Here is a 22,441-nt window from a genome sequence, read left to right as displayed (position 1 = left end):
CGTCCGCTGGGCTTTCCAGAAACCGATCCCGGTCGGCGGAACGGGCAAGCTCATGTTTCGGGGAGTTGTCAAATAGCGAAGGCATAAAACCGCTTAACGGTTGCCAGCGGTGGGGAAACGGCAACCAACATAAAGCCCAGGAGCTCAGCTATGACCAGCAAGCTGACTTATATGGGTGCCATCGGTCTGGCGTCGCTTTCGAGCGTCGCCGCCACGCCGGCTTTTGCCGCCGGAACGACCGCGGGCACCACGATCACCAATACCGCCACCGTCGATTATCAGGTCGGTGGCGTCACACAGGGACAGCAGTCGGCATCGAACAATTTCACCGTCGACCGCAAGATCAACCTGCTTGTCGAAGAAGTCGGCACGGTCACGACCAATGTCGTGCCGGGCCAGACAAACGCCGTCACGACGTTTCAGCTGACCAACAGCTCGAACGAAATACTCGACTTCGCGCTCGTTGCGTCGCAGATCGTGGGCGGGACCGCCTCACACGGCGGCACCGACACATTCAACGCCAATAACGTCCGGATCTATCGCGACAACACCGTCACCGGCACCGTCGGAAGCTGGGATGCGGGCGACACGCTCATCACGGCTTATGTCGACGAACTCGTCGTCGACACCGCGATTCGGCTGTTCGTCGTCTCCGATATCCCGGCTGGCCTCGCCAACAATGCGGTTGCCGGCGTGACGCTGCGTGCCACCGCGCGCGAAGGCGGGCTTGTCGGCACCCAGGGTGCCGCAATCACCGAGACCACGGGTGCGAACACCGCAGGCAAGGATACAGTCTTTGCCGATATCGCGGGCGTGGCTGGCGATGTCGCACGCGACGGCTCGCATAGCGATAACGACGACTATACGGTGCAGACGGCGACATTGACGGTCACCAAGACCAGCCGCGTCATTTCGGATCCGTTCAACAATACGACGAATCCGAAGCTGATCCCGGGTGCCGTGGTCGAATATTGCATCGCCGTCGCCAACAGTGGTGGCGCTGCCGCGACCTCGGTGGTGATCAACGACCCGGTTCCGGGCCAGCTGACGTTCAATGCGGGCACGATCCTGCTGGGCGGCACGGTGACTAGCGGGACGTGTGACTTCAACGGCACCGCGGGCGGCGGTTACACGGCGCCGAACGTGTCGGGCACGATCGCGTCGATCGCCGCGGGCGCCGCAAGCACGCTCGTTTTCCGCGCAACGGTCAACTGATCGGATAACCGGTGGAGCAGCGGGTGCGGCCCAAAAACCGCCTCCCGCTGCTTCCTTCGGGGCTGTTATGGCACTCCGCACGAAATTTTCCGGCCTTGTGACCGCCCTGGTCGCGGCAGCGATGCTGCCTGCGATATCCACGGCGAACGCGCAGGTGATCACGAACACGGCTTCGGCGCAGTGGACGCATGACGGGCAGCCCGGTCAGGCGCTGTCGAACCGCGTCGACGTGACGGTAACGGCGCGTCCGCCCGAGCCGCCGACGATCACGACCTATCGCCTGACAAATGGCAGCGGCAACAAATCGGTGGCACTCGCGCCGACGCAGTGTAGCCGCCCCGCGGCGCGCAGCGCGACGAGTTCCATCGACCTCGGCGGCGTCTATGAGGGTATCTCGACCGCCCCCGCGTCGCTCCAAAGCACCAATAATTTCCGCGCCGGCGAAGTGCTGGTCGTTGGGGTCACGCTCGCATCGGCCAATGCCGATCCGCAGGCGCGTGACACCCTGCCCGTCGTCCTCGAGCTCGAAAATGGCGACCGCGAAGCAATCATCCTGACCGAGACCGCCAACAGCAGCGGCGAGTTCGTCGGCATCATCAACACGATCGGTGTTCCGCCCGCCGTGGTCGCGGGCGACTGTCGCCTGTCGGTCAATCCGGGCGCTCCCCTGGCACTGCGCGTCACCGATCAGGCGAACGCCAGCCTCGTCGCACTCGCGACGATCGACTTCCTCGTCGATCCGTTTGGCATCGTCTTCGACAGCGGCGACGGCGCGCCCGTTGCAGGCAGCCGCGTGACGATCGTCGACACCGCGACCGGCCTGCCTGCACAGGTGTTCGGCGACGACGGCGTCTCGGCCTATCCGTCGAGCGTCGTCACCGGCCAGAGCGTCACCGATGCGGGCGGAACGACGTACGACTTCCCGCCGGGCGACTATCGCTTTCCCTTTGTCGCGCCGGGCACCTATCGCCTGATCGTCTCGCCGCCCGCGCCTTATACCGCGCCGTCGAAATCGAGCGCCGCCGATCTCGCCGGCCTGCGCCGTCCCGACGACGGCCAGCCGTTCACGATCACCGGCGCGAGCTATAGCAATGCCTTCACGCTGAACAGCCCCGCGCCCGTTCGCGTCGACATTCCGGTTGATCAGCCGGGGCTGCCGCTGGTTCTGCGCAAGACGACCTCGACGCAGGTCGCGGTGCCCGGCGATGTCATCCAATATCGGATCGAGGTTGCCAACCGCGACACGCGCCGCAACACCGGCGCCGTAACCGTCCGCGATGTGCTGCCCGCGGGTATGCGCCTGCGCGCCGATACGGTGCGCGTCGATGGCGTGCGCGTGACCGCCGACGTCGCCGCCAACGGCCGCGAATTCGCCGTCACCCTGCCCACTATCGCGGCATCGCGCTCGGTCCTTCTCACCTATCTGGCCGAAGTCATCGTGTCGGCGCAGCCGGGCAATGCGCTCAACCGCGCCACCGCCACCGACAACCGCGGATCGACGAGCAACATCGCCGAAGCGACGATTTCGATCAAACGCGACCAGCTCGGCGACCGAATGACGATCATCGGCCGCATCACCGACGGCGGTTGCAGCGTCGATCCGGGCAAGGCCGATGGCGTCATGGGCGTGCGCGTAATGCTGCAGGACGGCAGCTACACCGTCACCGACGAGGACGGCCGTTATCATTTCGAAGGCGTGCGTCCCGGCCTGCATGTCGTGCAGATCGACCCGTCGACGCTGCCGCTCGACCGCGCGGCGATCGACTGCGCGCGGTCGACGCAGAGCGCCGACAGCCCGATCTCGCGCTTCGTCGAAGGCCGTGGCGGTGCGCTTAAGCGCGCCGATTTCCGCGCCGTCGCGAGTGCCCCCCGCGCCGCGCCGGCCAAGGCAACCATCGAAGCGCGCAAGGTGCTGAGCGACCCCGACGCCGCCGGCGCCAACCGCGATTGGCTCGCGGGTCAGGCGCCCGGCATCGGCTGGCTCTTCCCCGAAACCGATCACAACCCGCGCGCCAAGGCGATCCGCGCCGCGATCAAGCACGCGCCGGGACAGACGGTGTCGCTCCGCGTCAACGGCAAGCCCGCCGACGCGCTGACGTTCGAAGGCGTAAGCAAGTCGGCCGACGGCAGTGTCCCGGTCAGCCTGTGGCGCGGGCTCGAAATCCGCGAAGGCGAAAACCGTCTCGTCGCCGAAGTGAAGGACGCGAACGGCGTCACGATCGAAACGCTCGAACGAGGTGTCCATTATTCGATCACCCCGATGCGCGCGTCGCTTATCCGCGAAAAGTCGGTACTGGTCGCCGATGGCGTGACGCGCCCGGTAATCGCGGTACGGCTGACCGATCGCGACGGCAAACCGATCCGCGCCGGGCTGACAGGCGATTTCAGCGTCCCCGCGCCATACTATCCCGCGGTCGAAGCCGATGCGCAGCAGGCGCGCCAGCTCGCGGGCCTCGAACGCGCGCAGCCGGTGTGGAAGATCGATGGCGACGACGGCATCGCCACTATCGAGCTCGAACCGACGACCGCGTCGGGCACGCTCGCGATGGATTTCACCTTCCGCGACGACAAGGTGACGCGCAAGCAGACGATCGAAACCTGGCTCGATCCGGGCAATCGCCCGTGGACCGTCGTCGGCTTTGCTGCGGGCACGGTTGGCTACAACACGCTGGGCGATCGGATGGAGCCGGTGGCCGAGACGCTTGACGATCTGAACGCCGATGCGCGCCTGGCGCTCTACGCAAAAGGCCGCGTGCTCGGCAAATGGCTGATGACGTTGGCGTACGACAGCGACAAGGACAAGGATGACGCGCGATTCGGCGGCGTGATCGATCCGCGTGCCTATTACACCATCTACGCCGACCGCAACGAGACGCGCTACGACGCCGCTTCGGTGCGCAAGCTCTACCTGCGCCTCGAACGCCCGCAGTTCTATGCGATGTTCGGCGATATCGAGACGGGGATTTCGGAACCCGAACTCGCCCGCTACCAGCGCGCGCTCAACGGCGGCAAGGCCGAGTATCGCGGCCGCAATGTCGCCGCGACAGCGTTCGTCGCCGACACGCCGTACCGTTTCCGCCGCGACGAGATTCAGGGCAATGGCCTGACGGGTCCATATCAGCTCGGCGCCAAGGACATATTGCCGAACAGCGAACGGATTGTCATCGAAACGCGCGACCGGCTGCACAGCGAACGCATCGTCGACAGCGTCAGCCTGTCGCGCCACGTCGATTACGACATCGACTATCTGTCGGGCACGATCCGTTTCCGCGAGCCTGTCCTCAGCCGCTCGTCGAACCTCGATCCGCAATTCATCGTTGCCGAATATGAAGTCGACGGGGTCGGCCAGCGTGTGCTCAACGCGGGCGGCCGCGTCAGCTATCAGTCGAATGACGAGAAACTGCGCGTCGGCGCGACGTTCATCCACGACGAGGATGGCAACGCCAAGACCAACCTCGGCGGCGTCGATGCACGCTATCGCCCCACCATCGCAACCGAGGTTCGCGCCGAACTCGCGGTCAGCGATGCCAAGGCGACCAACGGCAGCACCGCGGCCGGTGGCACTGCGAAGGCATGGCTGGTCGAGGCCGAGCATCACAGCAGCAACGCCGACTTCCTCGCCTATGTCCGCGAACGCGAGGCGGGTTTCGGCACCGGCCAGCTCAACAGCAGCGAGAATGGCACGCGCAAATTCGGTTTCGATGCGCGGCTGAAAGCCGGACGCAACCTGTCGGTGACCGGCAGCGCGTGGCAGGAAGATTATCTCGACACCAATGCGCGTCGCCGCGCGGCGCGCGCGCTCGTCGAATATGACAACGGCACCAGCGTCGCGCGCGCCGGGCTGACGCATGCCGACGATCGCCTGACCGATGGCAGCCGCAACCGATCGAACATCGTCCAGCTCGGCGCGACGCAGCGGCTGATGGGCAAGCGCCTCGAACTCGACGCGCAGACCGAATTCGCGCTCGGCGGCAAGGATGCGAGTATCGATTTCCCGACGCGTCACCGCCTCGGCGCGCGCTACGCGATCAATCGCGACGTCAATCTGGTGGGCAGCTACGAGATCGCCGACGGCGACACGATCAAGGCACGCACCGCCCGGCTCGGTTTCGACCTGACGCCCTGGTCGGGCGCGCGACTGCTCGCGACCGCAAACCAGCAGGAGATTGGCGAATATGGCCCGCGCAGCTTTGCCGCCTATGGCCTGTCGCAATCGCTGAAGCTCGGCGAACGCTGGTCGGTCGATGTCTCGGTCGACGGCAATCGCACCATCGGCGGTATCCCCGCGCGCGACGTGCTCAACACCGAGCAGCCCGTCGCATCGGGCGGTTTCCTGAGCGGCAATGGCACACTGACCGAAGATTTCCTCGCGATCAGCACCGGCGTCACATACCGCGCCGACCGCTGGACGCTCACCGGCCGCGCCGAGTATCGCGATGGCGAACTCGCCAATCGCTATGGCTTGACGCTCGGCGGGCTCCGCCAGCTCGGCGAGGGCCGCGCACTCGGCGCGCTCTTCACCTATGCAAAGGCGAGCGGCAGCGGCACGATGCCCACGACCGAGGTCATCAATTTCGAAATGAGCTGGGCGCATCGCCCCGCGGCTTCGCGGATTTCGTGGCTCAACAAGAGCGAGTTCCGTTCGGACAAGGTTCGCGATGCGGTCGCGGGTCAGGCCGGCCCGATCGGCGGCCCGTCGCTGACGATCGACGGCGATGCGACGAGCCGCCGCCTGCTCAACAGCCTGTCGGTCAACTGGACCCCACTCGGCGATCGCGGGTTCGGCGACGGCTGGTACGAACGCGCCGAAATCGGCTTCTTTTGGGGCACGCGCTATAATTTCGACCGCTTCGGCGCGGACGATGTGAAGGGATGGTCGAACCTGATCGGCGCCGACTTCCGCTTCAACCTTGGCGAACATGTCGATGCCGGTGTGTCGGGCACCGTGCGTGTCGGCACCGACGCCGATACCGTCAGCTGGGCGGGCGGCCCGACACTGACGCTGGCGCCGATGAAGAATGCAAACATCACCTTTGGCTATAATTTCGCGGGTTTCCACGACCGCGATTTCGAGGACGCGCGCTTCTCGCGCTCGGGCGCTTACGTGACTTTCAAGCTGAAGTTCGACCAGACGAGTTTTCAAGGGCTGGGGCTGTAACCCCGTCCCGCGGGGCGAAGCAATCCGGGGCGCGCGTCCACCGCCTCGGATTGCTTCGTCGCTATCTTAGTCCGCAAACAGCAGGACCGGCGTTTCAACCAGCTTCTTGAGCGCTTGCACATAGCTCGCCGCGTCCCAGCCATCGACGACGCGGTGGTCGCAGCTGATGGACAGGTTCATGAGCTTTGCTCTGCGGATTTCGTCGCCGTCGAAGACGGGGCGCTCGACGATCTTGTTCGGGCCGACGATCGCGACTTCGGGGCGGTTGATCACCGGGGTGGTTGCGATGCCGCCGAGCGGGCCCAAGGAGGTGACGGTCAGCGTGCCGCCGGTCAGTTCCTCGACTTTCGCCTTGCCGGTGCGCGCGGCTTCGGCGAGACGGGTGATCTCGCTCGCGAGCTGCCAGACATTCTTGTCCTGCGCGTCGCGGATGACGGGGACCATCAGCCCCGCGTCGGTCTGCGTCGCCATGCCGAGATGCACCGCGCCATAGCGCGTCACCACGCCGCCCTCATCGTCGTAGCGCGCGTTGATCATCGGGAATTGCGGGATCGTGCGGCAGATCGCGACGATCAGGAAGGGCAGCATCGTCAGCTTCGGCCGCCCGCCGCGGTTGGCGTTCAAATCGGCGCGCATCTCTTCGAGCGCGGTGACGTCCATTTCCTCGACATAGGTAAAGTGCGGGATCGCGCGCTTCGATGCCGCCATATTCTCGGCGATCTTGCGGCGCATGCCGATGACCTTGATCGGCTCGTCGGCGCGCGCGCGGCTGGCGCCGGGAGCGTGATAGCCCTGCCCGCCGCTGTAGCGCAGGAAAGCGTCGAGATCGGAATGGCGGACGCGGTCGCCCTCGGCCTGGACTTGACCGAGGTCGACGCCGAGATCCTTGGCGCGGGCGCGAACGGCGGGCGATGCGAGCACGGCGCGGCTGTGGTCTGCGGTCACGACCGGCGCAGGGGCCGGGGCCGGGGCCGGGGCCGGAGCTGCGACGGCCGCAGGTGTAGCAACCTCGGCAACCGAAACCTCTTCGGCCCCCGGCGTCTCGGCTTCGATCTGCTTCTCGACCGGCGTGTCCGCGGGCGGGGCTTCGACATCGCCGTCGCCATCGGTCTCGATCACCGCGAGCGTCGAGCCGATCGGGATCAGGTCGCCGACCTCGCCCGCGAGTTCGACGACGATCCCCGAAACGGGAGATTCCATTTCGACAGTCGCCTTGTCGGTCATCATGTCGGCAAGCTGCGCGTCTTCCTCGACGCGCTCGCCGATCTTGACGTGCCAGGCGACGATTTCGGCCTCGGCGATGCCTTCGCCGATGTCGGGCAGACGGAATGAATAACGGGCCATGGCGTCAGTCCTTCAAAATCTTGGTCAGCGCGGTCGCGATGCGCACCGGGCCGGGGAAATAGGCCCATTCGAGGCTATGCGGATAAGGCGTGTCGAAGCCGGTCACGCGTTCGACCGGCGCCTCGAGATGATAGAAGCAGCGTTCCTGCACCAGTGCGGCAAGTTCGGCGCCGAAGCCCGAGGTACGCGTCGCTTCGTGGATGATCAGGCAGCGGCCAGTTTTCTTCACCGAGGTTTCGATCGCGTCGATATCGAGCGGCAGCAAGGTGCGCAGGTCGATGATCTCGGCATCGATGCCCATTTCCTCGACGATCGTCTTGGTCACATGGACCATCGTGCCATAGACGAGGATAGTAAGCGCCTCGCCAGCGCGCACCGTCGCGGCCTTGCCGAGTTCGATACGATAATAATCTTCGGGCACCGCGCTCGCGTCATGCTTCGACCAGGGTTCGACCGGGCGGTCATAATAGCCGCTGAACGGGCCGTTGTAGATACGCTTGGGTTCGAGGAAAACGACGGGGTCGTTGTCCTCGATCGCCGCGATCAGCAGACCCTTGGCGTCATAGGGGTTCGACGGGATCACCGTCTTCACACCGCAGATGTGCGTCATGATGCTTTCGGGCGACTGGCTGTGCGTTTGGCCGCCGAAGATGCCCCCCCCAAAAGGAGTACGCACCGTCATCGGACAGATGAAGTCGGCCGCCGAACGATAACGCAAGCGCGCCGCTTCGCTGACGAGCTGGTCGAGCCCCGGGTAGATATAGTCGGCGAACTGGATTTCGGGGACCGGGCGCAGGCCATAAGCGCCCATGCCGACCGCGACGCCGATGATGCCGCATTCGTTGATCGGCGTGTCGAACACGCGGGTCTTGCCATGTTTCTTCTGCAGGCCCGCGGTCGCGCGGAACACGCCGCCGAAGAAGCCGACGTCCTCGCCCATCACGACCATGTTCGAGTCGCGTTCGAGCATGACGTCCATGGCGCTGTTGATCGCCTCGATCATGTTCATGGTCTTGGTGGCGGTTTGGGTCTCGGCGCTCATCATTCGGGCTTCCAATTGGGGCCGAACTTGGCCTCTTGCTCGGCGAGCATCTGTGCGCATTGTTCCTTGAGGTGCCAGGGCAGCTCCTCGAACACATCGTCGAACATCGTCTCGAACGGCTGGTGCATGCCGTGACCGAGGATACCGAGCTTTTCCGACTGTTTCTGCGTCGTCTTGACCAGCTCGTCGAGTTCCCTCGCCTGCGCCTCGTGGCGTTCGGCATCCCATTCGCCGAGCGTTTCGAGATGCTGGCGCAGCCGTGCGATCGGGTCGCCGAGCGGCCAGGCGGTCGCCTCGTCGGCGGGGCGATAGGCGCTCGGATCGTCCGAGGTGCTGTGGCCTTCGCTGCGATAGGTGAAATGCTCGATCAAAGTCGGGCCGTTGTTCGTTCGCGCACGATCCGCGGCCCACTGCGTCGCGGCATAAACCGCGAGCGGATCATTGCCGTCGATGCGCAGCCCCGCGATGCCATAACCCACCGCGCGTGCCGCGAAGGTCGTGCGCTCGCCGCCGGCGAAGCCCGAGAAGCTGGAGATCGCCCACTGATTGTTCACGACGTTGAAGATGACGGGCGCATTGTAAACGGTCGCAAAGGTCAGCGCCGAGTGGAAATCGCCCTCGGCCGACGAGCCCTCGCCGCACCAGACGGTCGCGATGCGGCTGTCGCCCTTCGACGCCGAGGCCATCGCCCAGCCCACCGCCTGCGGATATTGCGTCGCGAGGTTGCCCGACACGCTGAAGAAACCATGCTCGGGCGCCGAATACATGATCGGCAGCTGGCGCCCCATCAGGTGATCGCCGCGGTTCGAGTAGATCTGGTTCATCATCTGGATCAGCGGATAGTCGCGCGCGATCAATATGCCCTGCTGGCGATAGCTGGGGAAGCACATGTCGCCGCGATCGATCGCCATCGTCGAGGCGACCGAGGTCGCTTCTTCGCCGGTACACTTCATATAGAAGCTGGTCTTGCCCTGCCGCTGCGCACGGAACATGCGGTCGTCGAAAGCGCGGGTGAGCATCATGTAGCGCAGCATCGTGCGCAGCCGCTCGGGCGACAGCTTCGGATCCCACTGCCCCTTCGCCTGCCCGTCGAAATCGAGGACGCGGACGAGGCCATAGCTCAGCTCGCGCATCGCATCGGGCTTGGTCGCTTCGCTCGGGCGCGGGGTCGCTTCGACCGCGGGAACTTCGATATCGCCAAAGTCCGGGGTATCGCCGGGGCGATAGCGCGGTTCGGGGATATGAAGCGACAGCGGCGGCAAATTGCTCGCCGGGCGCTGAGGCGTCTCAGGCATATCTTCTTCCCTTTGAAGGCGCGAATCGGCGCCTAGTTATATTTCAACGTGGCGACATATTATTACGGTAGCCATACGAATGCAACGGCGGCCATCAGACCGCGACAGGCGCGGAAATATGCGCTTGCGGCGCATAATCCTCGACTGCGAAATCCTCGAACCGATAGTCGAAAATGCTCGAAGGGCGGCGAAGGATGCGGAGCTTCGGCGCGCCATCCGGAACGCGCGACAGCTGTTGTTCGACCAGCTCGGCGTGGTTCAGGTAGAGATGCACGTCGCCGCCGGTCCAGACGAGCTCATGGGCGTGAAGGCCCGCTTGATCGGCAACCATCCGCGTGAGGAGCGCCGCTTCGAAGACATTGAAGGCAAAGCCCAGGCCAAGATCGCACGAGCGCTGAAACAGCAGGCACGACAGGCCGCCGTCGCTGCGGACGTGGAATTGATAGGTCATGTGGCACGGCGGCAGCGCCATGCGATCGAGATCGGCGACGTTCCAGCCGGTAAAGATGTGCCGCCGCGAGCCCGGATTATTCTTCAGCGAATCGATCAGCGCCGCAATCTGATTGTGACCTTGCTTCGCGCGCCGGAAGAGCCCCTCGCCCGCCGGCTCGTAGCGCGGCCAGTTCACCCATTGATGGCCGTAAACTGGCCCGAGATCGCCCCACTTCGCAGCGAAATCATCATCCGCGATGATCCGCGCCTCGAAATCCTCGGCGCTAATCTGGTCGCCCGTCGCGCGGCGATATTTGTCGAGCGGCCAGTCGGTCCATATCTTCACGCCTTGCGAAACGAGCGACCGGATATTGGTATCACCGGTCAGGAACCACAGCAGTTCGCGCAGCCCCGTCTTCCAATAGACGCGCTTGGTCGTGAGCAACGGAATCGCATCGTCCTTCAGCGAGAATCGCATGGTCTCGCCAAATAGCGAGCGCGTGCCGACGCCGGTGCGGTCAACGCGCTCGTCGCCCTCGACCCAGATGCGGCGCATCAGGTCCAGATATTGCAGTTCATAATGGATGGAATCAGGCAAGACTCGGCTCCCGGTTTTGTCTCTCGGTGCTAGGCTTCGTGCCGCGAGGGGACAAGGGAGCAACATGGGGAGCAATATCGCCGGCGGCACAAAGCCTCCGATGCGGGGCAGTCGCCCGTTGGGAATCGCGCAGCCTGAGCGCATGGGAACGGCGATGACCCTGTTCGAACCCCTCGGCAAAGCGCCGGATCCGTCGGCGCTGGCCGGCTTTGTGCCGTGCCCGCTTGAGGATGATTTCGCGCGCCTGTTGCTGCGCCCGATGTTCGATGACGAGCGCGAAACCCTGCTCCTTGCCGCATTCGACGCCTTCGAACGCCTTGTTCGGCTCGAACGCGTCGACGGGGATAGCTCGGGCCGCTGCGTCATCCCGCCGCGCGCTTGGCGCACGCTTTTGGACGGCGGCGTTGCGACAGTCGTCCTGGCGCACAACCATCCGTCCGGCACGCCCTGGCCGAGCGATGCCGACATCGGCGCAACGCACGATGCCGCGCTTTTCCTGCGGACCATGGGCATCGATCTGGTCGATCATCTGATTTTCGTTGCGGATGGTCATTTCAGCTTTCGAACTGCCGAAATGATGTAATCGCGGCAATCGCATTGAATGTGCCGATTGGCGCTTGAAGTTCGCAAATTGCGCGTCTAGAGGACCGCCCTGCCTTCGCGGCGACCCCGGTCGGCGCGCAGATCGGTCGGGGAGTAGCTCAGCCTGGTAGAGCACTGTCTTCGGGAGGCAGGGGCCGGAGGTTCGAATCCTCTCTCCCCGACCAATTTCTTGCATATTGCAGATTCTGCACCGTCTCTTCTTGTAAGTCGGCGCGCAACATCCTAAATCTCTTCTACGCCGCCGTGGTTTTCCCCCTTTCCATCGCGGCGAGTGTCCCGTCATCACTGACGCGGACGCGTCCTCCCTGGACCCTGGCCACCTCGTACTTCGGTACGAGGTGGTTTTTTATTCAGCGGCTTGCGCGAATATTTCAGCGCCCTGTCGGGCATATCCCGCTTCAGCGACAAGATTCGCGAACCAGCGTGCCAGCCGCGCGATACGAGCCGTGTCGGGCAAGCGCTCCGCCGTCAGATAGAGGCTGCGGTCGATTTCGATCTGCACCGCGTGGACGGCGTCCGCCGGGCGGCCGTGCGTTCGGATGATATGACCGCCGGCATAGGGCTGATTGCGCGCGACGGGCTCGTTCAATCGTTCGGCCGATGCCACCGCGAGGTCGATCAGCCAATCGCCCGCGGTTTCGCCAAAACGATCGCCGATGATGATTCGCGCGCCGTGCCCCGGCTGGCCGGCCGGAATCGGCGGCATCGAATGGAGATCGATCAATATCGCATGGCCATGTTCATCGCGCGCCGCGGTCAATGCGTCGGCGAGGGCGGCGTGGTACGGCCGGTGGAAGGATTCGAGGCGCCATTCCAGCGCCGCGCCGTCGATCGGCCGCTTCCATAGCGGACCGCAATCGGCGAGTCGCGTCGGCACGACGCCAAGCCCTGCCCGCTCCTTGCGCCCCGGCGCCGAAAATTGCGCGCGCAGCGGCATGGCAACCTCGCCGGGCGCCATCTGCCCTTCGCCGCGATTGAGGTCGGCGACGGCGCGCGCCCACAGCGCGTGGACAACCGTCGCGCCGGCGTCGGCGGCGCCGGCCGCGATCAGGTCGCACCAGCTATCCTCGAGTCGTTCGAGGTGCGGCCGGTCGACCCGCGCCGCGCTCAATATCTCGGGCGGATAGATGCGTCCCGCGTGCGGCACCGACACGACGACGGGGCCACTCGCCGCGGGCCGGTTGACAGCGATGGCGGCGGGCGAGATGGTGCGGGACGGCATAAGCGATGGGTGGCAAAAAAAGCGGGACGAATCCAGCGCCGCGCGTCAATTTGTTAAATCTCTGACGCTATGCAGGGCGTGACAGAGGGGGCAGCCGACCGGAACCGGCTGCGCCGAAGGACCAGGGAACAGATTTCAACATGATTCGCATTTTGCTGGCCGAAGATGACGACGTGATGCGCGAGTATCTCGCGCGCGCGCTGACCAGCGCCGGCTATCACGTCACCGCGGTCGACCGCGGCACCGCCGCCGTCCCTTATATCGATTCGGGAACGTTCGATCTTTTGCTGTCGGACATCGTGATGCCCGAGATGGACGGGATCGAACTCGCCCAGCATACCGCGAAGGCCGCGCCGCAGACGCAGGTGATGTTCATCACCGGCTTTGCCGCGGTTTCGCTGCGTGCCGAGGAAAATGTGCCGCAGGCAAAGCTGCTGTCGAAACCCTTCCACCTCAAGGATCTGGTGCGCGAGGTCGACAATATGTTCGGTCGCAGCGACCGCTCCAGCCAACAATAACGACGCCGCCGCACGCGAAGGGCTTGCCAAGTCGCGCGGAGGCATTTAGGGGGCGCGTCACCCCAAGGGATGGGCGTGTAGCTCAGTGGTAGAGCACTGTGTTGACATCGCAGGGGTCGCAAGTTCAATCCTTGCCACGCCCACCATTAAAAACGCCGCCACCCCGATGGGTTGGCGGCGTTTTTGCTTTCAGGCCATGCCGCGCGCGAGATCCCCGCGTGACGCGTCGCCGATCTGGCTGCCGCCGTCGCAGTCGAGGATCGTGCCGGTGATATATCCCGCTGCGGGCGAGCAGAGGAATACCGCCGATTCGGCGACCTCCTCGACCTCGCCCCAGCGCTTCATCGCGATGCGGTCGAAATGCGACTGGCGCGTCGCGGCGTCGGGCGCCAAGCGCGCCATGCCCTCGGTCCCCGCAATCGGCCCCGGCGAGATGCCGTTCACCCGCACCTCGGGTCCCCATTCGAGCGCCAGCACGCGAATCAACTGGTTGATCCCCGCCTTAGCGGCGCAGGCGTGCGCCTGCAGCGCCGACGCATTGACCGCCTGCCCCGCGGTTATCGCGATCAGCGACGCGCCCGGACGGTTGAGCAGGTCGTGGCAGCCGCGGAACACGTTGAAGGTGCCGTTGAGATCGATGTCGACCACGGTACGAAACGCATTCGCCGACATGCCAAGCGCCGGCGCGAGAAAATTGCCCGCCGCGCCCGAAATGACGATGTCCATCGGCCCAAGTTCGCCTGCGACGCGTTCCATCACGCCGCGGATCGCCGCATAGTCGCGCACGTCGCCCGACAGGCCGAGCGCGCCCTCGCCGATGTCCGCCGCCGCGCGCGCCGCCTTGTCGGGGTCGCGGCCGGCAACGGCGACCTTGGCGCCGAGTTCGGCGAAGCGCTTGGCGATACCCAAGTTGATGCCGCTCGTCCCGCCGGCGACAAAGGCCGTCTTACCGGCCAGCAGATTATCGCGGAATGTCGTCATGTCTCTCTCCCTTGCTCGATACTGAAAGCGATCCGGGGTTGACGGATCGAAACCAGTCGCCTTTTGAAACTGGAACAGACAGCAAGGATGATCCGATGGCAAGTGCCGGCCCGACCTCGAACAGCTTCATCTCGCAGCGGCTGAAGCTGCATTATGTCGACTGGGGCAATCGCGGCGCCCCGCCGCTGCTGCTCGTCCACGGCGGACGCGACCATTGCCGCAATTGGGACTGGGTCGCCGAGAAATTGCGCGATCGCTATCATATCATTGCCCCCGATCTGCGTGGTCATGGTGACAGCGCATGGTCGCCCGACGGCAATTACGCGATGGACACTTTTGTCTATGACCTCGCGCAGTTGGTCCACCAGCTCGACCTTGGTCCACTCTCGATCGTCGCGCATTCGATGGGGGGCAATATCGCGCTGCGCTATACGGGCCTTTACCCCGAGAATGTCCGCAAGCTCGTCGCGATCGAGGGGCTCGGCCCCTCTCCGAAGGTGATCGCCGAGCGCGCGAAGACGGGTTATGCCGAACGCTTCCGCAAATGGATCGACGACAAGCGCCAGGCCGCCGGGCGCACCCCGCGCCGCTATGCGACGCTCGAAGACGCGCTCGCGCGCATGATGGGCGAGAACAGCTATCTGACCGAGGTGCAGGCGCGCCACCTGACCATCCACGGCATCAGCCGCAACGAGGACGGCACCTGGAGCTGGAAGTTCGACAATTACCTCAATGTCTGGCCCGCCTTCGACATGCCGCAGGACGACATCGCCGCGCTGTGGGGCGCGATCACCTGCCCCACCCTTTTGCTCTATGGCGCGAACAGCTGGGCTTCGAATCCCGAAAAGGACGGGCGCCTCGTCCATTTCAACACCGCCAAGGTGATCGAGTTCGAAAATGCGGGCCACTGGCTGCACCACGACCAGTTCGACCGGTTCATATCCACGCTAGACGAATTCCTCTAAACGGGTCGCCGGTTGCGCGCGGCGATGCGCGATGAGAGGCGGCGCGATGGCCTATACGGGGCAGGTTTCGAGGCAGCAGAAGCTCGTATCGGGCGGCGGCGCGTTGCTCGCCGTCGGTGCGGTCGGGCTCGGCCTCGCGAGCGGCCTCGATCTCGATGTCGTCCGCAAGGCCAGCGACGCGATCGCGGCGATCGCCCTCCCCGCGCCCCCACCACCACGCGAGGAGGCCCAGCCGGCAAAGGCGCCGAGCGAGAAGACCAGCGGCAAGGCGTCGGCTGCAAACAAACATGCCAAAGCCGCCGCGGTCGCTGCACCGCCGCCCAAGCTGCCCCCCATCGCGCCGCCGATTGCCGCTGCGCCGCGCCCGGGCGCCGGGAACGACGCGTCGGCGGGGGCGACGCCGAATCCCGGCGCCGGATCGGGCGCAGGCGGGCGCGGCGACGGCGCCGGCGCGGGCGGTGCGGGCACCGGAACCGGCGGCGGGACCAAGGCCGTCTGGCGCAGCGGTACGATCCGCGACCGCGACTATCCGCGCGAAGCCAGCCGCGCGAAAGCGGGCGGCGAGGTCGAAGTGCGCTTCACCATCGAAGCCAGCGGCCGCGTCCGCGGATGCCGCGTGACACGGCCCAGCGGCGATACCTCGCTCGACCGGACGACGTGCGAGCTGATCGAGGAACGTTTCCGCTTCAAGCCCGCGACCAACGCCGCCGGCGAACCCGTCGCGAGCCAATATGGCTGGCGGCAGAGCTGGTGGCTCGAACGCCGACACTAGGCGTCCTTCTCTCAACTGGTATCGATTGCGACGATGTCGCGAATGATTCGCATTAGAGTTGACTTTGCAATCGACTCTCAATAGCGGCGCCCCCAACCAATCACAAAATAGGGGTTTACCGTGAAGCCATCGACATCTGCCTCATTCCTCGCGCTCTCCTGCGTCGGCAGCCTGATCAGCGCACCGGCTTTCGCCGCCGACGCCGCGGACGCGCAGGATGCGCCCGGTGGCCGCAGCGAGATCATCGTCAACGGCTCACTCGCCAATGAGGTGGAATCGCCGAAGTCGACCGCGCCGCTTGTCGACACGCCGCAGACGATCACGGTCGTGTCGCAAGAGCAGATCCGCCAGCAGAACCTGCTGACGCTGCGCGACGCCTTGGCCACGATCCCCGGCATCACATTCGGGGCGGGCGAAGGCGGCGGCGGTTATGGCGACTCGATCAACCTGCGCGGCTATTCGGCGAACAACGACCTGACGGTCGACGGTGTGCGCGACAGCGCGCAGTACAGCCGCACCGACCCCTTCAACCTGCAGCAGATCGAAGTCTATAACGGCGCGAACTCGGTCTTTAACGGATCGGGCAGCGTCGGCGGCACGATCAACCTCGTCAGCAAGATCCCCTTTGCGCGGAGCGCCACGACGGTGCAGGCGGCGGTCGGCACCGACAATTATTATCGCGCGGCCGTCGACAGCAACTGGCGCGTCAACGACCTGATCGCCGTCCGCCTGAACGCCATGTATCACGAGAATGACGTACCGGGCCGCGACGTCGAATCCTACAAGCGCTGGGGCGTCGCGCCGTCGATCACGATCGGGGTCGACAGCGATACCAGCCTGACGCTCGCCTATATCCATCAGGACGACGACAATACGCCGATCTATGGCGTTCCGTTCATTCTCGGCGCCGTCAACAACGGTCCGCTGCCCGGTGTCGATGACAGCGACTATTTCGGGATCGTCAACCTCGACAAGCAGAAGACCAAGGTCGATCGCCTGACCGCGACCTTCCGCCACGCGTTCAGCGACAATGTTTCGATCCGCAACCTGACCCGCTGGCAGCGCGTCCACCAGTACAGCCAGACGAGCGCGCCGCAGGGCGTCTTCTGTCTTGCGAACGGCCTCCAGCCGATCGGCGCGAACGCGGCCGCCACGGTCGGCATCCCCTGCCCCGCCGGCCAGAATACGCCGGGCACCTATTATCCTTCGGGACCGCGCGGCCTCGTGCGCGATCAGGTCAACGATCTGTTGCACAACCAGACCGACCTCACCGTCGTCAGCGGCGCGAAGGGCGGCCTGTTCAATACGCTGGTGATCGGCGCGTCTTACAGCCAGGAAGATTATTCGATCGAGAATGCACAGCTGCTGCGCAATCCGGGCGGCGCGCTGCCGAACCCGGTATTGCCGCCGATCAGCCTGTCGAACCCGAACACTGTCTGGACCGGCCCGGTCAATTATGTCCGCACGGGCAACAGCTATGGCGACACGCGCAACTGGGCGATCTATGCGTTCGACACGCTCGAAATCTCGCCGATGTTCGAGATCAACGCGGGTGTCCGCTATGAAAATGCGCGCAACATCTTCCACGCCGACACGGTGACGACGCCGGCGACCGGCGCGGTCTACACGCGCGGCCCCAACCAGATCAGCGACGAGAATCTCTTCTCGTACCGCGCCGGCGCGGTGTTCCACCCGATCGAGAATGTCAGCCTCTATGCCGCCTATGGCAACGCCAAGACGCCGACTTCGGCCAGCGTCCGCGCGGGCTGCGGCCTGCCGGCAAGCCCGACGGCGGCCGATCCCTGTGCGACGGCACCCGAAAAGGCGCGGAACATCGAATTCGGCGCCAAGGCCGAACTGATGGACAAGAAGCTGCTGCTGACCGCCGCGGTGTTCCGCAACGAGCGCACCAATTATCGCGTGCCTTCGAACGACCCGGCGCAACCCGCTTCGCTGCAGATCCTCGATGGCCGCTCGCGCGTCGACGGTTTCGCGCTCGGCGCGAGCGGCAATGTCACGCCGGAATGGGCGATCTTTGCGAACTACACCTACCTCGACGGCAAGGTGAAGCAGAGCGTTTCGGATTTCTGCCTTGCCAACCCGGGAAGCACCGGTTGCGGCAATAGCGCCGCCATTCCCGATCCGCAGCGCGGCGATCGGCTGTTCCAGACGCCCAAGCATTCGGGCAGCCTGTTCACCACCTATGTCTTTCCGTTCGGGCTGCAGGTCGGTTACGGCCTGACCTATCAGGGCAAGTTCACGACGCACCAGCGCAACCTGGCGCAGCGCGCGCCGCTGTCGGTCGACGATTATCTGATCCACCGCGCGTTCGTGTCGTACGACTTCAAGAACGGCCTGGTGGCGCAGGTCAACGTCCAGAACTTCACGAATGAGGATTATTACACCGGCGTCCGCAACAATGTGAACGCGACGACGGGCGCCGTGACGGGCGGTTGGGCGGTCCCCGGCGAATCGCGCTCGGCGGTGTTCAGCCTCTTCTACAACTTCTGATCCCGGTGGGGCGGGCACGGCGATTGCCGTTCCCGCCCCTTTCGCTCTAGAAGCGGCGCCATGATCCGCATCATTCCCGACGTGCTCGATGCCGACGGCGTCGCAAAGCTCCGATCGATTCTCGACGCCGCCGACTGGGTCGACGGCAACGAGACATCGGGTCCGCAGGCTGCGCTCGCCAAACGCAACCAGCAGCTCCCCGAATTCGGTGAGGCGGCCGGCGAAGCGGGGCGCCTCGTGCTCGACGCGCTGGGCCGCAGCCCGCTGTTCATCGCCGCTGCGTTGCCGCTCAAAATCTATCCGCCCTATTTCAACCGCTATGCCGGCGGCGAGAATTTTGGCGATCATATCGACAATGCGATCCGCATCCGTCGCGGCAGCGATTTCCGGATGCGCAGCGACCTGTCGGCGACGCTCTTCCTTGCCGATCCCGACAGCTATGAGGGCGGCGGGCTGGTCGTCGAAGGCTTTGCGCAAGAACCGGGGATCAAATTGCCCGCCGGGCATCTGGTCCTCTACCCCTCGACCACCGTCCACCGCGTCGAGCCGGTGACCGCAGGCGCGCGCGTCGCGAGCTTCATGTGGATTCAGTCGATGGTGCGCGATCAGGGGCAGCGCAACCTGTTGTTCGATCTCGATATGGGGGTGCAGGGTGCCGCGGCGGCACTGGGCCAGGGCGACGCGACGGTCGTCCGCCTGACCGGCGTATATCACAATCTTCTGCGACGCTGGGCCGACAGCTAATCCAGCATAGCGCGCCAGGCGCGCGACAGATGTTCGCGGTCGCCCGCAACGACGCATACCGCGAGGTCCTGCTCATCGGCGAGCGCGACCGCGGCCTCGGAGCCCAGAACCGTCAGTGCGGTCGCCCAGCCGTCGGCGCTGATGCAGTCGCGATGGAGCACGGTGACCGACGATATGCCGTTGACGATCGGGCGCCCGGTCGCCGGATCGAAGCTGTGCGAATAATGCTGGCCGCCCGCGCTGAAGCCGCGGCGATAATTGCCCGAGGTCGCCACCGACAGGTCGTGCAGCGCAATGCGCCATGGTGGAATGGACGAGGTGGGCGGCATCTCGACATCGACCCACCAGGGCTGACCGTCGGGGCGGATCCCCTCGCCGCGTAGCTCGCCGCCGACTTCAAGCAAGAAATGACGGACGCCGATGTCGAGCAGCCATGCGGCGGCGAGGTCGACGCCATAGCCCTTGGCGATACCCGACAGGTCAAGCGCCGCCGCCTCGCCGCGTCGGATGCGCCGCGCCCCCGGGTCGAAATCGATCGTGCGGTCCGTGTCGGACTGGACCGCCTGCGGCATCCGCCCGGTACGCCGGGCACTGCCGAAACCCCAGGCGTCGGTGATGCGGCCGAGACCGGGGTCGAAGGCGCCGCCGCTGGCGCGCGCGATGTCGAGCGCGACCTCCACGACATGGGCGAATTCGGCTGGAATTTCGCGCCATGTCCCGGACATCGCGCGGTTGAAGCGCGAGAGGTCGGATTCGGGCTCCCACTGGCTCATCTGTTCGACGACGAGGTCGAGTGCGGCCTGAACGCCGTGCTGCGTCGCGGCGGGCGGCGAGACCGCTTGCAGCGACCAGCCTGTCCCCATCGTTTCACCAGCGAAGCGTTCGATGGCCGCCCCCGCCCCGCGCCCGGCGAAAGCCGCGGGCGTCAGGGCGCGGGGGATGAGGATGCGGTCGGTCAGGGCGCGAGCACTTCCAGCGTCGTGACATAGCTCGCGCGGCGCTGCGGGGTGGCGGGTTCGGGTGCGCCTTCGGCACGCTCGGCCTGCGGCGTCGTGACGTTCAGCCAGTACAGGCCGGGCTCGGTCCAGTTGACCGCAACCTTGCCGTCGGCGCCGGTCTTGAGGTCCATCTGGCCAAGCTGGTCGCGATAGCGGATGCCGCCGGGGATCACCGTGACGGGCAGACCCGCGGCGGGCTTGCCGTCGAGCAGGAACTGGAAGGTCGCCGCCTCGCCCGCGATCAGGTCGTTGGGGTGCGTCACGGGAACCAGCTCGATCCCCTTGCCAGTCGGCTTGAACAAGGTCGTCGTCGGTTCGCCAACCGTAACGAAAATCTCGTTGCGGTTGTTCGATTCGGCGGTCTTCACATTGGTCGCACCCGCGGGGATGCGCTCGGCGAGGTTCGTCGTGGTGGTGCCGCGCGGCAGGCGCTCGGTCTTGCCGTTCAGGTCATAGCTGCCCATCACGCCATCGGCGACCGAGGCGATGCGCCAGGTGCCCTTTTGCGTCAGGTGGACGTCGAAGGTGCTGCGATAGCGGCCGGTCGCCTTATTCTCGATCGCCGCTTCGCTGCCGTCGGGCGCCCACGCCTTCAGCGCGTCGAGGCGCATCGGCTGATGCTCGAAATAGAAGAGATCGTTCGACACCGCGGCGTCAACGGTGACCCATAGGTCGTCGCCCGACAGCACGGTCGACGACGGCAGCATCCACTGGCGGTGCGCGGAAGCCGGAACGGCGGCCAGTGCCGCCAGCGCGGCGGTCGCGGCGAAACCCCAAATTCGCTTCTTCATATCCCTGTCCTTTCAAGCGTTAGCGGAAGGCGACCGAGACGGCCCCCAGTTCAGTCGTTCCGGCGGCGCGCCCGCCCGCCCCGGCCTTTGCGGGCCAGGTGAAGGGGATGCGCAGAAGTTCGCGGCCGCCAACCTCGCGCGCCGCCTCGATCACCAGCGTGTACTGGCCGGGTGCGGCGGCACCGAGCTGCGCGCGCGAGAAGGAGATTTTATGCGCGCCGGGGGCACGCGTCGCGCCGGTGATGCCGTTCGCGGGGAAGGTCATCGAGCGGCCCGCGGCGCGCCACCACTGGCGCACGTCGCGCAGCCATTTGGTGCCCTCGTTCGCCTTCATGTCATAATCGTACCAGACCGCGACGGTCTTCGCCGACGCGCCGGCTTTCTCGACCCAGATCGCGACATAGGGCTTGTGATATTCGGCGACCTTCAGCCGCGGAATGTTGATCGTCACGTCCATCGTGCCCGGATCGGCGGCGAAGGCGGGCGCGCCGAGCACAGCGCCGAGGCCGATCGTCCCGCCGAGGATGCGTGCAGGGGTGGAAAGCTGCATATGGGTCTCCCTAATGAATGAAGATGAAGGCGATGGCGGCCGGGATCGCGAGTCCCATGCCGACGAGCGGCCAGGTGCTCTTGCGCTTCGCCGAATGCAGCCAGAGAAGAACCAGGCCGGTGATTGCGAAGACGAGGCAGGCGAAAGCGAAGATGTCGATGAACAGGCTCCACTCGCCGCCCGAATTGCGGCCTTTGTGGAGGTCGTTGAGATAGGAGATCCAGCCGCGGCTGGTGACCTCGCTCGACGCCGCGCCGGTCGCGAGATCGATCGCGACCCACGCGTCGCCGCCCGGACGCGGTGCGGGGAGATAGACTTCGCCCTCTGACCATTCGGCCTCGCTCGCTGCTTTTACCGGAAAACTCTGCTCGACCCATTCGGCGACGGCGGGGGGCAGCGGCGCCTTTTCGGCGTCGGGGACCGCCGCCTTCAGGCGCGCAAGCAGGGCCGGCGGCATCTGCGCCGATTTCTGGATGACGACCGGCGATCCTTCGATATCGGCGGCGTGATTAAGCGTGAACCCGGTGATCGCGAACAGCAGCAGGCCGATCAGGCTGACGGCCGAGCTCATCCAGTGCCACATGTGCAGCTGTTTCAGCCAAAAGGCTTTCCGGCTTTTCTTCGTCGCCGGTCGCGGGGTTGTCGGTGCATGCATCCGGAAGTTCCAGCAAAAGGATGCATGGCCATTATCGAGAACGATTC

General features: G+C 65.4%; 18 protein-coding genes and 2 tRNA genes. 10 read left to right on the top strand and 10 right to left on the bottom strand.

Annotated elements, in window-relative coordinates:
• The first annotated feature begins 150 nt into the window (after positions 1 to 150).
• Positions 151 to 1,215 carry a hypothetical protein gene (locus ACTJI5_RS00645; protein WP_440859059.1) on the top strand — a complete coding sequence of 355 codons (1,065 nt, stop codon included), beginning with the start codon at positions 151 to 153 and terminating at the stop codon, positions 1,213 to 1,215.
• A 67-nt stretch (positions 1,216 to 1,282) separates the two neighbouring features.
• A complete protein-coding gene (locus ACTJI5_RS00640) occupies positions 1,283 to 6,373 on the top strand; it encodes a hypothetical protein (protein WP_440859058.1) in 5,091 nt (1,696 codons plus the stop codon).
• 66 nt (positions 6,374 to 6,439) lie between these two features.
• Here the strand turns inward: ACTJI5_RS00640 and ACTJI5_RS00635 are convergent, their stop codons facing one another.
• The 4 genes from ACTJI5_RS00635 to thyA form a co-directional block, all read right to left on the bottom strand.
• Positions 6,440 to 7,717: a dihydrolipoamide acetyltransferase family protein gene (locus tag ACTJI5_RS00635; protein ID WP_440859057.1), complete on the bottom strand. Its 1,278-nt coding sequence runs from the start codon at positions 7,715 to 7,717 to the stop codon at positions 6,440 to 6,442.
• Positions 7,718 to 7,721: 4 nt separating this feature from the next.
• Entirely contained in the window at positions 7,722 to 8,726 is a 1,005-nt protein-coding gene (locus ACTJI5_RS00630) for an alpha-ketoacid dehydrogenase subunit beta (protein WP_439512116.1), read from the bottom strand.
• 32 nt (positions 8,727 to 8,758) lie between these two features.
• Positions 8,759 to 10,054, bottom strand: coding sequence for a 3-methyl-2-oxobutanoate dehydrogenase (2-methylpropanoyl-transferring) subunit alpha (locus tag ACTJI5_RS00625; RefSeq protein ID WP_058537989.1), 1,296 nt, complete (start codon positions 10,052 to 10,054; stop codon positions 8,759 to 8,761).
• 94 nt (positions 10,055 to 10,148) lie between these two features.
• Positions 10,149 to 11,084 carry a thymidylate synthase gene (gene thyA, locus ACTJI5_RS00620; RefSeq protein ID WP_310253349.1) on the bottom strand — a complete coding sequence of 312 codons (936 nt, stop codon included), beginning with the start codon at positions 11,082 to 11,084 and terminating at the stop codon, positions 10,149 to 10,151.
• A gap of 154 nt (positions 11,085 to 11,238) precedes the next feature.
• Between thyA and ACTJI5_RS00615 the strand changes: the two genes are divergently transcribed.
• On the top strand, positions 11,239 to 11,667 hold the full coding sequence (locus tag ACTJI5_RS00615; RefSeq protein ID WP_058538221.1) for a JAB domain-containing protein: 429 nt from the start codon (positions 11,239 to 11,241) through the stop codon (positions 11,665 to 11,667).
• A gap of 107 nt (positions 11,668 to 11,774) precedes the next feature.
• Positions 11,775 to 11,851: transfer RNA gene (locus ACTJI5_RS00610), tRNA-Pro, on the top strand.
• A 182-nt stretch (positions 11,852 to 12,033) separates the two neighbouring features.
• Here ACTJI5_RS00610 and ACTJI5_RS00605 read toward each other — a convergent pair.
• Positions 12,034 to 12,909 (bottom strand): N-formylglutamate amidohydrolase, encoded by an 876-nt coding sequence (locus ACTJI5_RS00605; RefSeq protein WP_310253347.1) that lies wholly within the window; start codon positions 12,907 to 12,909, stop codon positions 12,034 to 12,036.
• A gap of 140 nt (positions 12,910 to 13,049) precedes the next feature.
• On the opposite strand from ACTJI5_RS00605, the gene cpdR reads away from it, so the two are divergent.
• Positions 13,050 to 13,427 (top strand): cell cycle two-component system response regulator CpdR, encoded by a 378-nt coding sequence (cpdR, locus tag ACTJI5_RS00600; RefSeq protein ID WP_037510756.1) that lies wholly within the window; start codon positions 13,050 to 13,052, stop codon positions 13,425 to 13,427.
• Positions 13,428 to 13,498: 71 nt separating this feature from the next.
• Positions 13,499 to 13,573 (top strand) — tRNA-Val (locus tag ACTJI5_RS00595).
• Between the two features lie 43 nt (positions 13,574 to 13,616).
• On the opposite strand, the gene ACTJI5_RS00590 is transcribed toward ACTJI5_RS00595, so the two are convergent.
• Positions 13,617 to 14,408, bottom strand: a complete 792-nt coding sequence (locus tag ACTJI5_RS00590; RefSeq protein ID WP_058537991.1) for an SDR family oxidoreductase — start codon at positions 14,406 to 14,408, stop codon at positions 13,617 to 13,619.
• A gap of 95 nt (positions 14,409 to 14,503) precedes the next feature.
• Here ACTJI5_RS00590 and ACTJI5_RS00585 point away from each other — a divergent pair, with 95 nt between their 5' ends.
• From ACTJI5_RS00585 to ACTJI5_RS00570, 4 genes are all read left to right on the top strand, one after another.
• A complete protein-coding gene (locus tag ACTJI5_RS00585) occupies positions 14,504 to 15,373 on the top strand; it encodes an alpha/beta fold hydrolase (RefSeq protein WP_440859056.1) in 870 nt (289 codons plus the stop codon).
• A 46-nt stretch (positions 15,374 to 15,419) separates the two neighbouring features.
• Complete coding sequence (locus ACTJI5_RS00580) at positions 15,420 to 16,145, top strand: energy transducer TonB (protein WP_440859055.1); 726 nt, start codon at positions 15,420 to 15,422, stop codon at positions 16,143 to 16,145.
• Between the two features lie 120 nt (positions 16,146 to 16,265).
• Positions 16,266 to 18,656 carry a TonB-dependent receptor gene (locus ACTJI5_RS00575; protein WP_440859054.1) on the top strand — a complete coding sequence of 797 codons (2,391 nt, stop codon included), beginning with the start codon at positions 16,266 to 16,268 and terminating at the stop codon, positions 18,654 to 18,656.
• Positions 18,657 to 18,716: 60 nt separating this feature from the next.
• A complete protein-coding gene (locus ACTJI5_RS00570) occupies positions 18,717 to 19,400 on the top strand; it encodes a Fe2+-dependent dioxygenase (protein WP_058537995.1) in 684 nt (227 codons plus the stop codon).
• Here ACTJI5_RS00570 and ACTJI5_RS00565 read toward each other — a convergent pair.
• From ACTJI5_RS00565 to ACTJI5_RS00550, 4 genes are all read right to left on the bottom strand, one after another.
• The gene (locus ACTJI5_RS00565; RefSeq protein ID WP_440859053.1) at positions 19,397 to 20,263 is read right to left on the bottom strand and encodes an FAD:protein FMN transferase; all 867 of its coding nucleotides are present in this window, start codon (positions 20,261 to 20,263) and stop codon (positions 19,397 to 19,399) included. The two genes, ACTJI5_RS00570 and ACTJI5_RS00565, sit on opposite strands and share 4 nt — an antisense overlap.
• Before the next feature lie 92 nt (positions 20,264 to 20,355).
• Positions 20,356 to 21,189, bottom strand: a complete 834-nt coding sequence (locus ACTJI5_RS00560) for a DUF4198 domain-containing protein (protein WP_440859052.1) — start codon at positions 21,187 to 21,189, stop codon at positions 20,356 to 20,358.
• Between the two features lie 19 nt (positions 21,190 to 21,208).
• Positions 21,209 to 21,739: a DUF2271 domain-containing protein gene (locus ACTJI5_RS00555; protein WP_440859051.1), complete on the bottom strand. Its 531-nt coding sequence runs from the start codon at positions 21,737 to 21,739 to the stop codon at positions 21,209 to 21,211.
• Between the two features lie 10 nt (positions 21,740 to 21,749).
• Entirely contained in the window at positions 21,750 to 22,394 is a 645-nt protein-coding gene (locus tag ACTJI5_RS00550; RefSeq protein WP_440859050.1) for a PepSY-associated TM helix domain-containing protein, read from the bottom strand.
• Positions 22,395 to 22,441: the final 47 nt, after the last annotated feature.

Origin of the sequence: Sphingopyxis sp. 22461 (assembly GCF_052044915.1) — a bacterium.
Classification (GTDB): Bacteria; Pseudomonadota; Alphaproteobacteria; order Sphingomonadales; family Sphingomonadaceae; genus Sphingopyxis.
Note: the sequence above shows the minus strand (reverse complement) of the source record. Positions and strands in the feature narration are given on the sequence as shown.

Bases quoted from the DNA above. Each gene is read 5' to 3' on its own strand.
- ACTJI5_RS00645 (WP_440859059.1), top strand. From the start codon at position 151: ATGACCAGCAAGCTGACTTATATGGGTGCCATCGGTCTGGCGTCGCTT.
- ACTJI5_RS00640 (WP_440859058.1), top strand. From the start codon at position 1,283: ATGGCACTCCGCACGAAATTTTCCGGCCTTGTGACCGCCCTGGTCGCG.
- ACTJI5_RS00635 (WP_440859057.1), bottom strand. From the start codon at position 7,717: ATGGCCCGTTATTCATTCCGTCTGCCCGACATCGGCGAAGGCATCGCC.
- ACTJI5_RS00630 (WP_439512116.1), bottom strand. From the start codon at position 8,726: ATGAACATGATCGAGGCGATCAACAGCGCCATGGACGTCATGCTCGAA.
- ACTJI5_RS00625 (WP_058537989.1), bottom strand. From the start codon at position 10,054: ATGCCTGAGACGCCTCAGCGCCCGGCGAGCAATTTGCCGCCGCTGTCG.
- ACTJI5_RS00615 (WP_058538221.1), top strand. From the start codon at position 11,239: ATGACCCTGTTCGAACCCCTCGGCAAAGCGCCGGATCCGTCGGCGCTG.
- ACTJI5_RS00605 (WP_310253347.1), bottom strand. From the start codon at position 12,909: ATGCCGTCCCGCACCATCTCGCCCGCCGCCATCGCTGTCAACCGGCCC.
- cpdR (WP_037510756.1), top strand. From the start codon at position 13,050: ATGATTCGCATTTTGCTGGCCGAAGATGACGACGTGATGCGCGAGTAT.
- ACTJI5_RS00590 (WP_058537991.1), bottom strand. From the start codon at position 14,408: ATGACGACATTCCGCGATAATCTGCTGGCCGGTAAGACGGCCTTTGTC.
- ACTJI5_RS00585 (WP_440859056.1), top strand. From the start codon at position 14,504: ATGGCAAGTGCCGGCCCGACCTCGAACAGCTTCATCTCGCAGCGGCTG.
- ACTJI5_RS00580 (WP_440859055.1), top strand. From the start codon at position 15,420: ATGGCCTATACGGGGCAGGTTTCGAGGCAGCAGAAGCTCGTATCGGGC.
- ACTJI5_RS00570 (WP_058537995.1), top strand. From the start codon at position 18,717: ATGATCCGCATCATTCCCGACGTGCTCGATGCCGACGGCGTCGCAAAG.
- ACTJI5_RS00565 (WP_440859053.1), bottom strand. From the start codon at position 20,263: ATGGGGACAGGCTGGTCGCTGCAAGCGGTCTCGCCGCCCGCCGCGACG.
- ACTJI5_RS00560 (WP_440859052.1), bottom strand. From the start codon at position 21,189: ATGAAGAAGCGAATTTGGGGTTTCGCCGCGACCGCCGCGCTGGCGGCA.
- ACTJI5_RS00555 (WP_440859051.1), bottom strand. From the start codon at position 21,739: ATGCAGCTTTCCACCCCTGCACGCATCCTCGGCGGGACGATCGGCCTC.
- ACTJI5_RS00550 (WP_440859050.1), bottom strand. From the start codon at position 22,394: ATGCATGCACCGACAACCCCGCGACCGGCGACGAAGAAAAGCCGGAAA.